Genomic DNA, 14,243 nt, shown 5'->3' on the forward strand with positions numbered 1-14,243 from the left:
TTTAAAAAGCGAGGTATAAAGATGATAAAGAATTTTTTACAATTAACACGTAAACAACAAATCATTACAATTGTAGTTTATACAGTGATTGCAGCTATGACGATGTATCTTGGATATAAACAAAGTCAAGCCCCTATTGTGACTACGAACTCTCTTACAGGATTCCAAAGTGCTCAATTACCTTCAGCACCGGACAATTCTATTTTAGGATGGTTAAATTTCCATAAAATGGGTTTAATTTTTGCTCCAGTGAGTGTATTGATTTTGGATTATTTTAAAATCCATTTAATTCGAAAAGGGTTTATTCTGAAAACATTACTAAGTGCAGCGTTAATTTTACTATCTACATTTTTATTACAAGTTGCTTTAGCCATTGTCATTACAATTGTTGTACTAGCCATTGCGCTAGGTATTCTTTTCAATGAATTTGGATCGGGATCAGGTAGTTATAGTGGAGGTGGAGATTATTCTGCTCCATCTGGTAATAACAATGATGCTTTCAATGCTGAACAATCTAGACTTGCAAGTGAGCAAGATGCAGAACGTAGAAGACAACAAGATATTGATCGTTACGAAAGAGCAGCTTATGAATACCAAACCCGTGGCTTAAATCGAGCTGCAGATGAAATGAATCAAAGAGCGAATAATTTGAAATAAGCTTAGACTGAGACTTTTTGATGTAGGAGCAGTGAAACTACGGATAAAAGTCTTTTTTAGAAAGGAAAATTAATATGATATCAATGCAATATAAAATAAAATTACCAGATTCATTTGATATGAACATTATTAGAGAACGAGTTCGAGAAAATGGACATAAAATGGATGGTTTTAAAGATTTACTCTTTAAAGTGTATCTTATCTCTGTAGAAAATAGTAAAAATAACATCAAAAAAGAATATGCTCCATTATATTTATGGAAAGATTCAGTAGGAATGAATCAATTTATATGGGATGGATTTTATGATAATATTCTGAAGTCATTTGGATGGCAAACTATTTCTACAGCAATTCCATTAGCATTTGAGAAAAAGGAAAACTTTAATAGCAGTCGTTATTGTTTAGAAATAACAAGAGAAATCTCAGAATCTACTCAAATGGAACGTTTAAGTTTTTCAAACAACTTTGACAATAGTCTGAGTCAATTATTAGTTTATAATCCAGAAAAATGGCAATGTAAGGAATATTATTTTTTTGAAGAAATACCAGAACAAATGGAAGGTACAAATATTTATGAAATCTTACATTTATCATTAGAACAGTAAAATTAAAGGAGAATAATATGACAAATTATGAATTACCACGTGTGTGGAGTGCTGCAGATAGCAATCAAGGAAAATTTTCAGGCATTAACCGTCCAACTGCAGGGGCACGCTTTGAACAAGTATTACCAAAAGGGGAGAAACCTTTCCAATTATATTCTCTAGGAACTCCAAATGGTGTAAAAGTGACGATTTTATTAGAAGAATTATTAGCATTAGGAATCAAAGAAGCGGACTATGACTTATATAAAATCTCTATTATGGATGGAGAACAGTTCGGAACTGGCTTTGTCGAAGTAAATCCAAACTCAAAAATTCCTACATTATTAGATCAATCTAGTGCAAACGATATTAGAATCTTTGAATCAGCGAATATCTTATTATACCTTGCTGAGAAATTTGGACAATTTCTTCCAAAAGAAGTTGAAAAACGTACTGAAGTATTAAACTGGTTATTTTGGCAAGCAGGTTCAGCACCATTTGTCGGTGGAGGATTTGGACATTTCTTTAATTATGCTCCTGAAAAAATTGAATATGACATCAATCGTTTTACAATGGAAACCAAACGTCAATTAGATTTACTAGATAAAGAATTAGCAACAAGACCTTATATTGCAGGAGAAGAGTATACAATTGCGGATATTGCGATTTGGTCTTGGTATGGACAATTAGTATTAGATAAATTATATCAAAATTCAGCAGAATTTTTAGATGCATCTAGCTACACACACTTAGTGGAATGGGCAAAACGAATCGAAAAGAGACCTGCTGTTCAAAAAGGACTAGAAGTAGAGTATAAGAGTTTATAGTTTGTAGTTTAAGAGAAAAAATTAGAAAAGGAATTAGGCGATATATAGTTGCATAATTCTTTTTTTTGTGTCAAAGAACATTTACTTATCCTAAATTAACTGTTATCATTCAGTTATTATCGTAAAATAAAGGAGAACTTATGAAAAATTATACAAATCGTTCAAAATTAATTTATTTTGCAATTTTCTTAATGATATTCGATAGTTTTCGACCATTACTGTTTAGTTTGGATACATCACTTTATTTGTCAATTGTAGGTCGCATTGTTTATCCTATTTTGTTATTTTTATTTGCAGATAGTTTCTACCATGCAACTAATAAAAAGAAAATAATGATTGGATTACTTCTATTGAGTTGGTTGTTATCTCTTGGGTATGGACTGATTGATCATTTTATTGTACCGATAGGATGGCAAAGTTATGAAAATATCTTCATGACATTACTAATTGTTGCTATGTTCAATGTTGGAACTGATTATTTAAGAAAGTATCGTAAACAATTAGGAAGAAAAAATTATATTCCACTGTTCCAAGGAATAGGAATGATTTTATTACCTTTTATCCTATCGTTTTTAGTATTTGAAATTGGAATGTTCTTTTTGAAACCAACGTTTTCGAAAGCTATTGTGTATTATATCGTGGGAGCAGTAATGTTAATGTTACCAAGTCTCTTTGTAGTTCATACTGGAGTAATGATGGTAATATTAGGTTGGTTATTTTATATTTTTAGAAAAAGAAGAGGAATTCAATATTTATTAATCCTTGTTTATAGTATCTTTAGTTTTCTTTTACATCCATATAGCCTTCAATGGACGATGGTATTCTCAATTATTGCAATTCATTTCATTCATCGAGAAAAGAAAGAAAAAACAAGTCCAACTTCAGATATTTCTGAATAAAGTATTATTATATGTTCATGATTGAAACATTAAATTCATAAAAGAAAAAAACACGCTCAGTTTTAAATTGAGCGTGTTTTGATTTGTAAAGATTTAATCGTTATTAATCTTTTTTAAAGATGTTTTTAACACCTTCAATAGCGCCTTCAACAGCATCTTTAGCGTCTTCAGCAACTTCTTTTACTTTAGAAACTACTTGTTCAGTAGCGCCTTCAGATTCAAGTTTTTTGTCGCCAGTTAATTTACCAAAACCTTCTTTGATAGAACCAGCAACTTGATTTAATTTTTCTTCTGCTGACATGAGATTACCTCCATTTATTAGATTATACCTAATTCAAAGAAGAGTAATCATCATTAAACTAGATAGTAACTAAAGTATATATATTCTAATTTACATAAGCAAATTAAATGCTCAGCAAATTTACTGAGCATTCATCAAAATATTAATAAGTTACAACATTAATCTGACCTTTGTCATATTCAGCAATGAAGATATCTGCTACATTATCATAGCCTTCTTTTTGTAATTCTTCCATTAACCATTCTTCAGACTTACTAATCGTGTCTAAAATTTCTGTTTGAACTACACCGTCCGTAATAATAGGGTATTTAGGATTTTCATCCCCAAATCTAACGATAATGAATTGACCATTTTGTTCAATCACCGCTCGTTTAACATCTTTTAATTGGAATACACCTTGAGAACGTAATTTAAGTGCCACATCTGCAGCAGATAAACCTTTTGAACGACAAGCTTCTGGATCTAACTTTCCATTTTTGATAATTATCACAGGTTTACCATCAATTAAATGTTTAATCATTGAAACATTCGTATTCAACCATTTCAATAGTAAAATTAAAATAGTCCAAATAATTAAAATAACAACATACTGAAGAATTGAAATCGAACTATTGTAAATAATCCCACCAAGAATTCCCCCGAGAACAAAGTTTTGTACTTGGTCTACTGCAGAACTTGGTGCTAAATTTCCTTTACCAGTTACATTAATAACAAATACTAAAGAAATAAGACCTAAAGCTAACTTAATAGCAATTATAATAAAAAAGCTCATTATTTTTTAACCTCCACCAGTTCAACATCTGATTTATATAATTCCATCTTTTCTAATAAATAGCTATCTTTGTTAGAGCCGTTTAAAGCACGATAGAATTGATCGCCAACTTTAATAATTGCTCCATCAGTCGTAGCAGAAGTGTTGACATATATCTTTTCCTTATCTACACCTAATTCTTTTGAAACAATTTCAATAAAGTGTAGAGAGTTACGGAATTGATTATTTGTAGATTGATTACTTTGAAAATTAGAAATTCCCATTAAAACAACAGCAACTAAAGCTAAAATTGAAATAAGCGACAATTCACGAAACTTACTACCACGTTTATCTTGATAAGCTTTAAAAGCAAAAAATGCAGTGATAAGAATCAGTAATGCAGAAAGAATAACCATTACCCAATCTTGCTGACTGATTTGATTTAACACATATTCATATGAATAAAATTTCATAAAGAACCTCCTTTTTTTGAATGAATTTATTATAAGACATTTATGATATAAGGACAATGTTTTTAGATTATTGGAGGCGTTTTATGAATAAATCTTTACTCATAAAAAGAAATTATGTATACTTTTGTTAAAATTCAAGAAAGAGTGAAACAGAGATGAAAGAAAAACAATCATTAACACTAAAACAGAAGACACTAGTGGCTATTGTATTCTTAGTTTCTGCACTAGCAACATCGGAAATGGCTCATCTATATATTGAAAAAAACGGAGAATACGAATATTCCATTTTTAGATGGATACTAGTACATCAATGGAGTATCGTACCAGCCGTTGGAAGTGTCTGGTTATTAAATTGGAAAAAAATAGAGTTTATCAAACAAAATTTTTTTGTTAAAGTTTTGCTAAATTGGATTCTAATACTAGTAATGACTTATATATTAGAAATCATTTCACTTTTTGTGATATTAATATTTGTTCATTAAACATGTTAAGGTATAACTTGTCAGGAAAAATCAAATAGAGTAATCAAAGTACTTTACGTTTAGTAGAGTACTTTTTTGTTAGGGAAATGTGGGAGGGTGTTTAATAGAAAATGAAATAAGGTTTTAGTTTTATATTTTTAAAACGTTTTTAACTTTGAAGAAATGATATATAATGAAAATATGTATAATACTAATCAAAATAAATTTTTATTACTTTGAAATAATAAAAGTTGAAGAAATGTAAAAATTATTATAATTAAAGGAGATTTTTTATGAAATCTGAATTTATTAGAAGTATTGACGTAGATAAAATGACAGAATTATTATATTGCCACTATAAAGCAAGATATTCTTTATATCACGAAATGGAAAGTGAACTTAGAGATGAATGGATTAATCTATATAACGATCACAGTTTCATATCTGAAGCAGGTATAAAAAGTTTTGATAAAAATATTCGTAAGAAGTTAAGAAAATCTATACGAGAAAAATATAAAATTAAAGGAAAATTAGATCATAGAGTTGAAGTTGATTTTTTTAGTGAAAAAGCATGGGAGTATTTTAAAGAAAATGGGTTAAAGGTACAAGATGGGAAATTATTTTTGCGTTATGAACATATAATTCCTAAAAAAAGATATATTCAGAAACCTATTGAAGTTTTAGCAAAAAATCCTTCAGAATTTACTTCTAAATTGAAAGATGAACTGAAAAAAAGAATAAAAGAGTATTATTATGTCGCATTGATAACTATATCGGAGGATAAAGAACTTTTAAAGAATGGAATGCCAGAAGATTGGGATGAAAAAAATATATTTGCTAGATATGAAAAAGCAGGAATTAAATTAATAAGAAATCCTTTATTTGAAGAGTTAAACTGAATTTATAGATTATTAAGTTAAAAATTTTTGAAGAAAATATCTAAAATTAATAAGGAAAATAAGAGGAAAAGTTAAATGTCAATTAATGAACAAGAATTAAAAAGTAAAATTACTGATTTAAGAGAGTACATTGAAATTTTAAATAGAAGTAAAGATAAATTAAAATATGAATATAATATAAAGTATCCTCAATATAAGGAACAAATATATAATGATGAAACAGGAAATTATAAATTTTCTTCACTTTCGTTTGAACAATTGTTCGATAAAGTTATAGGAACTTTAAATGAGAAAATTTTCTGGTTAGAACATTATTTCAATTTGAATACAGAAATAAAACAAACCAAAATAAGTCAGTACTATAATAATATTTTAAATGAATTTGATTTTCCATATGAAATGAAATATTTTAAAAAAGAAGATAATAGTTTGGAAAATTTTATAAATGTATTAAATTGGAAAAAGTTAGATCATGATATAAATAGTCTTGTAGTTTTGAAAAGGTTTTCAGAAATTGAAAAAGATATAGTTTTGATTGGAGGAAATGGAAAAGGAAAATCATTTTTAGCTAATTATCTAAAAGGAAGTACATTTAATTCTATATCTGTGATAGGAGCACAAAAAGTATTAAATTTTAATATTAATGAAGCTAATTTGTTAAGAGTTGATAAACATGATATTAAAGATGAACTTTTAGAAAATAGTATTAAAGTATCTAAAAATACACAATCTACATATGATTTTTTTAAATTAATGAGTAATCAATTTACTAAACTGATAATAGCAATGCAGACAGAGTATACAAACGTTTTATATAAACTTCAATCTGGGGATAAAGAAATAAAAAAAGACAATACTGTATTCGAAAAAGTAAAAAAAATATTTGAATTATTATTTCAAGATATACAGTTAAATTTTATTATGGGTGCTGACATCCCATTACTAGTAGAAAAAAATGAAAGAAAATATTCAGTTAATGGTTTGTCAGAAGGAGAAAAAGTTGTACTCTATTATGCAATTAGTGTTTTAATGGCTAAGGATGATGGATTAATAATTGTTGATGAACCAGAAACATATTTAAATCCTTCTATTTCAAATTTATTTTGGGATAAATTGAAAGAAGAAAAGCCAAATACACAATTTTTATTTATTACTCATTCAGTTGATTTTGTGTTAGGAAGAAGTAATTCACAAATTGCGTGGATAAAAGAATTTATTTATCCAAATGAATGGAAGTTGGAACTATTAACGGCAGAAAATGAATTACCTAAGCAAATGTTGACAGAAATATTAGGAAGTTCAAAGCCTTATTTATTTTGCGAAGGGGATAAAAGTAGTTTAGACTATACTATTTATAACGGATTATTAGGTGAAAAATATACAGTTATTCCTTCTGGAGGACATACTAAAGTTATCAATAATGTAAGAGCAGTAAATAAATTGGAAGATTTAAATACCGCATATGGTATTATAGATTTAGATAATCTAACTGAAGATGAAATAAAAGTATATAAAGAGGATCAAATAGAAGTTCTTCAATTTAATGAAATTGAAATGCTATTTTTTGAAGAAAATATAATGGAAGAAGTAATGAGAAATATTGTTCCTCAAGAATATACAGATACAATTGAAAAATTTAAAAGGGAATTTTTTACTACTGTTGAAAAAAATGTAGATCAAATATCAATAACTCATGTGAAAAAATGTCTAGAAAATTATTTAAAAACTGAGAATATTGAAAAATATAAAAAACTAGAGGAAATTCAAAAGGGATTAAATAATATTTCTAGTTATAATATAGAAATATTATTTGAGGAAAAGAAACAACAAATAAGAAAAATTGTTGAAGATAAGAATTATTCAGAACTTTTAAAAAATTGTAATTTGAAAGAAAAAATTAGTAAAGAAATTGCAAATAAGCATTTAGATAAACGTTATATAGAAAAAGCCAAGCAAAGAATTTTAACAGATTCTAATTTAAAAGAATATATTGTTAATAATTACTTTTCATTTGAGACAAAATTTTAAAATATTAATCTATAATAAGATTATAATGCCTTCTATTTTTGGAAGGCTTTTTGATTAAATTATTTTATTAGAAGAATATTAAGTGAAAAATATTTTGAAGCCTTGTTATAGTGTACTATTATTTTATAAATTGGAGTGTTAACCCCTATATGATATAATAAAAATATGGAAACAACACAAAAAGAACAAAAAAAATTACAACCTTTTACAAAGTGGACAGGTGGTAAAAGACAACTAATACCAACAATTAAAGAACTTATGCCAGTAAAATATAATCGTTATTTTGAGCCTTTTATTGGTGGTGGTGCTTTGTTTTTTGAATTATGTCCAGAAAACGCATATATTAATGATTTTAATGAAGAACTTATAAATAGCTATAAAGTAATAAAAGAAAATCCATTAGAATTAATAACACTTTTAGAGGAACATAAAAATAATAATTCAAAGGAATATTATTTAGATATTCGTGCAGCAGATAGAGATGGCAGATTAGAAAGGATGTCAAATGTAGAAAGAGCTGCTCGAATCCTCTATATGTTAAGAGTGAATTTCAATGGTTTGTATAGAGTAAATTCTAAAAATCAATTTAATGTACCGTATGGAAAATATAAAAATCCTAAGATTGTAAATCCAGATTTAATCAATTCCATTTCAAATTATCTTAATAATAATAATATTCATATATTAAATGGAGATTTTGAAAAAGCATTGGAAGACGTTGGTGAGGGAGATTTTGTTTATTTCGATCCACCTTATATACCAATTTCAGCTACTAGTGCCTTTACATCGTATACATCAGAAGGATTTACTTATGAAGATCAAGTAAGATTACGTGATATGTTTAAGATGCTAAATGAAAGAGGAGCTTATTTAATGTTATCTAATTCTTCAAGTCCTTTAGTTGAAGAATTATACAGTGATTTTAATATTCATTTTGTAGAAGCTAATCGTATGAATGGAGCTAAACTTTCAAGCCGAGGAACCATTTCAGAAATAATAGTAACGAATTATAAGAAATAAGTTCTAAATAAAGGGGAGATTATGATGGTTAAAGCATTTTATAAGAAGCAGCATATGATGCTAATTCATGGAGATACATTTGATGTTTTATCCAAAATTAAGCCTGAAACAGTTGATATGATATTTGCTGATCCACCATATTTTTTAAGTAATGGAGGAATTTCGAATTCAGGAGGACAAGTAGTATCTGTTGATAAGGGAGATTGGGATAAAGTTTCATCATTTGAAGAAAAACATCAGTTTAACCGCCAATGGATTAGGTTAGCAAGAACAGTTTTGAAACCGAATGGTACAATTTGGATTTCAGGTAGCCTTCATAATATATATTCTGTTGGTATGGCATTGGAACAAGAGGGATTTAAAATTTTAAATAATATTACTTGGCAAAAAACAAATCCAGCGCCAAACTTGTCGTGTAGATATTTTACTCATTCAACAGAAACAATTCTTTGGGCGAGAAAGAATGATAAGAATGCACGTCATTATTATAATTATGAATTAATGAAAGAAATCAATGATGGAAAACAAATGAAAGATGTTTGGACAGGTTCCCTAACTAAAAAGGCAGAAAAGTGGGCTGGAAAACATCCAACTCAGAAACCAGAATATTTATTAGAACGAATTATTTTGGCATCAACTCAAAAAGGAGATTGTATTTTAGATCCTTTTGTTGGCAGTGGAACTACTGGTGTTGCTGCTAAAAGGTTGGGTAGAAAGTTTATTGGAATTGATGCAGAAAAAGACTATTTAGAAATTGCTAAAACAAGATTGGAGAATGAAAAATGGAACAAATGAGAGATTTCAACCAATGGTTATCAACTATGACAGATTCAATTGCAGATTGGACATATTATGTAGATTTTCCTAAAGTATATAGAAATGTGAATGAAATTAAAATTCCTTTGAATATTATGAATAGTTTACTAGGAAGTAAAAATATTCGTAGTGAGTTTTTAGAATTGTTAGATAAATATCCAGAAATTTTAAAAGCTATTCCAATTATTGTTGCAAAGAGATTAAACGATACTATTTTAGTAAAAGATGTAGAAAAAGATTTTTATTTCAAGTTTAAGAAACCTAATTATTCACCAGAAGAATATGCAGATTTTATGGAAAAATCAGGAGTATTTGACTTGTTAAGTAATCACTTGGTTGCTAATTTGTTTGATTATGTAACAGGTGTTGAAGTAGGGATGGATACTAACGGAAGAAAAAATCGTACGGGTCACACAATGGAAAATATTGTTCAAAGTTATTTGGAACAAGAAGGATTTGTGATGGGGGTTAATTTATATAAAGAAATCTATCAAAATGAAGTTGAAGAGTTATTTAATGTTGATTTATCTGCAATTACAAATGAAGGGAATACATCAAAACGATTTGATTTTGTTATAAAAAGAGATTCTATAGTTTACTTAATAGAGACTAATTTCTATTCTGGTGGTGGATCAAAATTAAATGAGACAGCACGTTCCTATAAAATGATTACAGAGGAAGCAAAAACAATTCCAAATGTAGAGTTTGTATGGTTTACAGATGGTCAAGGATGGTTTCAAGCAAAGAAAAACTTAAGAGAAACTTTTGAAGTATTACCGTATTTATATAATATTAATGATTTGAAAAATGGTATTTTAAAAGAATTACTTTAAAGTCTAACTTAGGAATGGAGAACTAAAACTATGACTAATTTAAGTTGGATATTTTATAAAGAAATTCCAGTGCCGCATGATGTTCAGGAATTATTAATTAATGGTGAAGTAGCAGAACGAGCATTTAGAACTGTTCGTGATGTGGCGATTTTTACCAATAAGCGATTAATTGTTAAGGATGTTCAAGGATTAACTGGAAGTAAGGTGGAGATTTATTCTCTACCCTATAGTTCTGTTCATATGTGGTCTACTGAAAATGCTGGAATGTTAGATTTCACTTCAGAAGTAGAATTGTGGACAAGGGCAGGTAATATTAAGATTCAATTGAAGAGAGATATTAATATTCGCACCTTTGAACGTTTACTCGCTGAATATATTTTGTAAAATGATTTACCGTGGATGAATATTGTCTACGGTATTTTTATTTAAAAGAACGTAAGCGATTTTTGCAAAGAGATATTCAGATATTTTGGACGTTTTTATAACCTTAAAAATCCTTTTCTTTTGTATAAAAAATGTTATAACATATGAAACACTTACAGGGTTAAAAATAAATTAAAAAAATTATTAAAAAAGTAAGCTAAAAGTTTGCATTTTATCGAAAAATTGTATACGATATCACTTGTAGATGAGAATCATTCTTATTTATTATGAAAACATAGGAGGCTAACATAAAATGAAAGTTGTAGTAGTTGGATGTACTCATGCGGGTACTGCTGCAGTAAAAACAATTTTAAATGACAACCCAGGCGCACAAGTCGTAGTATATGAAAGAAATGACAATGTATCATTCTTATCATGCGGTATTGCGTTATACGTAGGAGGAGTTGTTAAAGACCCTCAAGGCTTATTCTATTCTAGTCCAGAAGAATTAGCTTCATTAGGAGCAGAAGTTCATATGGAACACGATGTAACAAGCATCGATACAAAAGGTAAATCTTTAACTGTTAAAGATTTAAAATCAGGAGAAGAAAAAACAGAAACTTTTGATAAATTAGTTTTAACAACTGGTTCTTGGCCAATTCTTCCTCCAATTCCAGGACGTGAATTAGAAAACGTTCAATTATGTAAAAACTATAACCAAGCTAAAGAAATCTTTGCTAAGAAAACTGACAAGAAGAAAATCGTTGTTGTCGGTGGTGGATACATTGGTATCGAATTAGTAGAAGCATTTGCTTTAGAAGGTAAAGAAGTAACATTAGTTGACGGATTAGACCGTATCTTAAACAAATACTTAGACCCAGAATTCACTGATATCTTAGAAGAAGATTTACGTGAACGTGGTGTTCAAGTTCGCTTAAACGAAATGGTTAAATCATTCGAAGGTGAAAACGGAGTTGTAAACAAAGTTGTAACTTCTGGTGGCGAATACGAAGCTGATATGGTTATCTTATGTGTAGGTTTCCGTCCAAATAACGACTTAGTAAAAGACCAATTAGAAACAATGCCTAACGGTGCTATCATCGTTAACGACTACATGGAAACATCTGTTAAAGATGTATTCGCAGCTGGAGATAGCTGTGCTGTTAACTACAATCCTAACGGAGGACACGCATACATTCCATTAGCAACAAACGCTGTACGTATGGGTGCTTTAGTTGGTAAAAACATTAACGGACACAAAGTTAAATACCGTGGAACACAATCTACATCAGGATTGCACTTATTCGGATGGAACATTGGTTCAACAGGTGTAAACGTAGGTAGCGCACCTCACTTTGGTTTAGATGTACGTTCTGTATATGTGGTAGATAACCACCGTCCAGAATTCATGCCAACATACGAAAAAATCTACATGAAATTAGTTTACGAAGTAGGTACAAACCGTATCGTAGGTGGACAAGTAATGTCTAAATACGACTGTACAGCTTCTGCAAACACATTGTCATTAGCAATCCAAAACAAAATGACAATCGAAGACTTAGCATATGTAGACTTCTTCTTCCAACCAGTATTCGACCGTCCATGGAACTACTTAAACATCTTAGGACAAGCTGCAGTAGAACAAGAACGTGTATTAGCTGAAGGCAAATAATTTCATTAAAAGATGAAATAAAAACGACAAGTATCAAAACGACACTTGTCGTTTTTTTATGTTTGCCACTCCTAATAACATAACCGCCCCTCACATCAAGGAGAGTGAATAGAAAGAAAAAACATTTTACCGTAGTAGTAATATAAGCCACAACAGCAGTGGCTTATATTACGGGAAAATTTGAGACCTTAGGCTCAAATTTTAGCCAAGAGACCCCAAAGGGGGCTACTGGCGTCCAAGCTACAGTAAAAATGATTTTTTCTTACTATTCACGAGTATTCTCTAAAAAAGAATAAAGAGTACGATTGAATTAGCATTTCTGTTCGTTTCTATGTTACAATAAGAACGTTATATTCCATCAGAATATAGAACTCATACATTAGATACAATAACAGAAAAGGAGTTACCAATGAAAAGGAAAATTATGTACGACGAACAAGATTCCCGCATCGATTACGGAATCATCCTACCCGTCTTATTACTAGCACTAATCAGCATAGCAACATTACTATCAACTACCTATATTCAAGTAGCACACGGATCACTCAGAACTGTCCTCATGCAATTTGTATGGTATGTTATTGGGACAATTGCCATCATTATTATTATGCAATTTGACTCAGAACAACTTTGGAAACTGACAACCCTGAGTTACATCATAGGACTCATACTTTTAGTAGCTGTCCTATTCCTATACGATAGAGGAACCGCAGCCGCAACTGGTGCGAAAAGTTGGTTTAGAATAGGAGGTTTTTCCTTCCAACCATCAGAAATTGTAAAAATCTTCTACATCCTGATGCTCGCAAAAGTAGCGACCCATCATAACATGTTAACAAAGTACCGTACAAGAAGTACCGATTGGTATTTATTTGCCAAACTAATCGCATATGCATTACCAGCCTTATTACTCGTTATCCTACAAAATGACTTAGGAACAACCTTAGTATTCTTAATGATTCTAGGAGGCGTCATGATTATGTCAGGAATTAGCTGGAAAATCTTATTACCATTAATCTTAACAGCCATTTTAATCGGTTCATTACTCATTTACTTAGTAGTGTATAATCGACAATTATTATTAAATATCGGATTCAAAAATTATCAATTCGGTCGTATTGATTCATGGTTAGATCCATATCGTGACCAAGGTGGAGCAGGATTCCAATTATTCCAAAGCTTAAAAGCTATCGGATCAGGAAAAATGTTCGGTAAAGGATATGGACACTCAGAAGTATACGTTCCCGTTCGTGAGTCAGACTTAATTTTTGCGACAATCGGTGAAAACTTCGGATTCCTAGGCGGAACCTTCTTAATTACCGTGTATTTCATTTTAATTTATCAAATGATTCGTGTATGTTTTGATACAAAAAATGAGTTTTATTCTTATATTGCAACAGGAGTAATTATGATGATTTTATTCCACGTTGTAGAAAATATCGGAATGACAATCGGACTATTACCATTAACAGGGATTCCATTACCATTTATTTCGCAAGGGGGATCTTCTCTATTAGGAAATATGATGGGAATTGGGTTAATGATGTCGATGAGATATCACTTCAAGAGTAATATTTTTGGAGAAGATGAGGATCCATTTAATCAACAAACAAGACAACAACAACAATTACCAGAAGAATTTTTAAAAGCAAGAACGTAAGG

Annotated in this window: 16 protein-coding genes; 13 read left to right on the top strand and 3 right to left on the bottom strand. The window is 29.6% G+C overall.

Annotation, left to right across the window (positions count from 1 at the left end; all coding sequences use genetic code 11):
• The first annotated feature begins 21 nt into the window (after positions 1–21).
• The 4 genes from RWO76_RS00765 to RWO76_RS00780 all read left to right on the top strand — a co-directional run bounded on the left by RWO76_RS00765 (position 22) and on the right by RWO76_RS00780 (position 2,967).
• Entirely contained in the window at positions 22–657 is a 636-nt protein-coding gene (locus tag RWO76_RS00765) for a hypothetical protein (protein ID WP_314353653.1), read from the top strand.
• A gap of 74 nt (positions 658–731) precedes the next feature.
• Positions 732–1,262, top strand: a complete 531-nt coding sequence (locus RWO76_RS00770) for a DUF4865 family protein (protein ID WP_314353654.1) — start codon at positions 732–734, stop codon at positions 1,260–1,262.
• A 17-nt stretch (positions 1,263–1,279) separates the two neighbouring features.
• A complete protein-coding gene (yghU, locus tag RWO76_RS00775) occupies positions 1,280–2,068 on the top strand; it encodes a glutathione-dependent disulfide-bond oxidoreductase (RefSeq protein WP_314353656.1) in 789 nt (262 codons plus the stop codon).
• A gap of 140 nt (positions 2,069–2,208) precedes the next feature.
• Positions 2,209–2,967, top strand: a complete 759-nt coding sequence (locus tag RWO76_RS00780; RefSeq protein WP_314353657.1) for a TraX family protein — start codon at positions 2,209–2,211, stop codon at positions 2,965–2,967.
• 103 nt (positions 2,968–3,070) lie between these two features.
• On the opposite strand, the gene RWO76_RS00785 is transcribed toward RWO76_RS00780, so the two are convergent.
• From RWO76_RS00785 to RWO76_RS00795, 3 genes are all read right to left on the bottom strand, one after another.
• A complete protein-coding gene (locus RWO76_RS00785) occupies positions 3,071–3,268 on the bottom strand; it encodes a CsbD family protein (RefSeq protein WP_314077447.1) in 198 nt (65 codons plus the stop codon).
• A 142-nt stretch (positions 3,269–3,410) separates the two neighbouring features.
• Positions 3,411–4,040, bottom strand: a complete 630-nt coding sequence (locus RWO76_RS00790; RefSeq protein ID WP_399543027.1) for a DUF421 domain-containing protein — start codon at positions 4,038–4,040, stop codon at positions 3,411–3,413.
• Positions 4,040–4,492, bottom strand: coding sequence for a DUF3290 family protein (locus RWO76_RS00795; protein WP_314353659.1), 453 nt, complete (start codon positions 4,490–4,492; stop codon positions 4,040–4,042). Before RWO76_RS00795 ends, RWO76_RS00790 begins: the two co-directional genes overlap by 1 nt.
• A gap of 155 nt (positions 4,493–4,647) precedes the next feature.
• Here RWO76_RS00795 and RWO76_RS00800 point away from each other — a divergent pair, with 155 nt between their 5' ends.
• The 9 genes from RWO76_RS00800 (at position 4,648) to RWO76_RS00840 (ending at position 14,241) form a co-directional block, all read left to right on the top strand.
• On the top strand, positions 4,648–4,974 hold the full coding sequence (locus tag RWO76_RS00800) for a hypothetical protein (protein WP_314353661.1): 327 nt from the start codon (positions 4,648–4,650) through the stop codon (positions 4,972–4,974).
• A 272-nt stretch (positions 4,975–5,246) separates the two neighbouring features.
• Positions 5,247–5,852: a hypothetical protein gene (locus tag RWO76_RS00805; RefSeq protein WP_314353663.1), complete on the top strand. Its 606-nt coding sequence runs from the start codon at positions 5,247–5,249 to the stop codon at positions 5,850–5,852.
• 75 nt (positions 5,853–5,927) lie between these two features.
• A complete protein-coding gene (locus RWO76_RS00810) occupies positions 5,928–7,880 on the top strand; it encodes an AAA family ATPase (protein WP_314353665.1) in 1,953 nt (650 codons plus the stop codon).
• 165 nt (positions 7,881–8,045) lie between these two features.
• Entirely contained in the window at positions 8,046–8,900 is an 855-nt protein-coding gene (locus RWO76_RS00815; protein WP_314353667.1) for a DNA adenine methylase, read from the top strand.
• 24 nt (positions 8,901–8,924) lie between these two features.
• Positions 8,925–9,695: a site-specific DNA-methyltransferase gene (locus tag RWO76_RS00820; RefSeq protein WP_314353669.1), complete on the top strand. Its 771-nt coding sequence runs from the start codon at positions 8,925–8,927 to the stop codon at positions 9,693–9,695.
• Positions 9,683–10,549 (top strand): type II restriction endonuclease, encoded by an 867-nt coding sequence (locus tag RWO76_RS00825; RefSeq protein ID WP_314353670.1) that lies wholly within the window; start codon positions 9,683–9,685, stop codon positions 10,547–10,549. The genes RWO76_RS00820 and RWO76_RS00825 overlap by 13 nt, the downstream gene beginning before the upstream one ends.
• Before the next feature lie 30 nt (positions 10,550–10,579).
• A complete protein-coding gene (locus RWO76_RS00830) occupies positions 10,580–10,933 on the top strand; it encodes a PH domain-containing protein (protein WP_006702919.1) in 354 nt (117 codons plus the stop codon).
• 292 nt (positions 10,934–11,225) lie between these two features.
• Entirely contained in the window at positions 11,226–12,584 is a 1,359-nt protein-coding gene (locus RWO76_RS00835; protein WP_006702918.1) for an FAD-dependent oxidoreductase, read from the top strand.
• A gap of 409 nt (positions 12,585–12,993) precedes the next feature.
• A complete protein-coding gene (locus RWO76_RS00840) occupies positions 12,994–14,241 on the top strand; it encodes an FtsW/RodA/SpoVE family cell cycle protein (RefSeq protein ID WP_314353672.1) in 1,248 nt (415 codons plus the stop codon).
• Positions 14,242–14,243 lie beyond the last annotated feature (2 nt).

This window comes from uncultured Granulicatella sp. (assembly GCF_963521425.1).
In the GTDB taxonomy this organism is placed as follows: Bacteria; Bacillota; Bacilli; order Lactobacillales; family Aerococcaceae; genus Granulicatella.

Bases quoted from the DNA above. Each gene is read 5' to 3' on its own strand.
- RWO76_RS00765 (WP_314353653.1), top strand. From the start codon at position 22: ATGATAAAGAATTTTTTACAATTAACACGTAAACAACAAATCATTACA.
- RWO76_RS00770 (WP_314353654.1), top strand. From the start codon at position 732: ATGATATCAATGCAATATAAAATAAAATTACCAGATTCATTTGATATG.
- yghU (WP_314353656.1), top strand. From the start codon at position 1,280: ATGACAAATTATGAATTACCACGTGTGTGGAGTGCTGCAGATAGCAAT.
- RWO76_RS00780 (WP_314353657.1), top strand. From the start codon at position 2,209: ATGAAAAATTATACAAATCGTTCAAAATTAATTTATTTTGCAATTTTC.
- RWO76_RS00785 (WP_314077447.1), bottom strand. From the start codon at position 3,268: ATGTCAGCAGAAGAAAAATTAAATCAAGTTGCTGGTTCTATCAAAGAA.
- RWO76_RS00790 (WP_399543027.1), bottom strand. From the start codon at position 4,040: ATGAGCTTTTTTATTATAATTGCTATTAAGTTAGCTTTAGGTCTTATT.
- RWO76_RS00795 (WP_314353659.1), bottom strand. From the start codon at position 4,492: ATGAAATTTTATTCATATGAATATGTGTTAAATCAAATCAGTCAGCAA.
- RWO76_RS00800 (WP_314353661.1), top strand. From the start codon at position 4,648: ATGAAAGAAAAACAATCATTAACACTAAAACAGAAGACACTAGTGGCT.
- RWO76_RS00805 (WP_314353663.1), top strand. From the start codon at position 5,247: ATGAAATCTGAATTTATTAGAAGTATTGACGTAGATAAAATGACAGAA.
- RWO76_RS00810 (WP_314353665.1), top strand. From the start codon at position 5,928: ATGTCAATTAATGAACAAGAATTAAAAAGTAAAATTACTGATTTAAGA.
- RWO76_RS00815 (WP_314353667.1), top strand. From the start codon at position 8,046: ATGGAAACAACACAAAAAGAACAAAAAAAATTACAACCTTTTACAAAG.
- RWO76_RS00820 (WP_314353669.1), top strand. From the start codon at position 8,925: ATGGTTAAAGCATTTTATAAGAAGCAGCATATGATGCTAATTCATGGA.
- RWO76_RS00825 (WP_314353670.1), top strand. From the start codon at position 9,683: ATGGAACAAATGAGAGATTTCAACCAATGGTTATCAACTATGACAGAT.
- RWO76_RS00830 (WP_006702919.1), top strand. From the start codon at position 10,580: ATGACTAATTTAAGTTGGATATTTTATAAAGAAATTCCAGTGCCGCAT.
- RWO76_RS00835 (WP_006702918.1), top strand. From the start codon at position 11,226: ATGAAAGTTGTAGTAGTTGGATGTACTCATGCGGGTACTGCTGCAGTA.
- RWO76_RS00840 (WP_314353672.1), top strand. From the start codon at position 12,994: ATGAAAAGGAAAATTATGTACGACGAACAAGATTCCCGCATCGATTAC.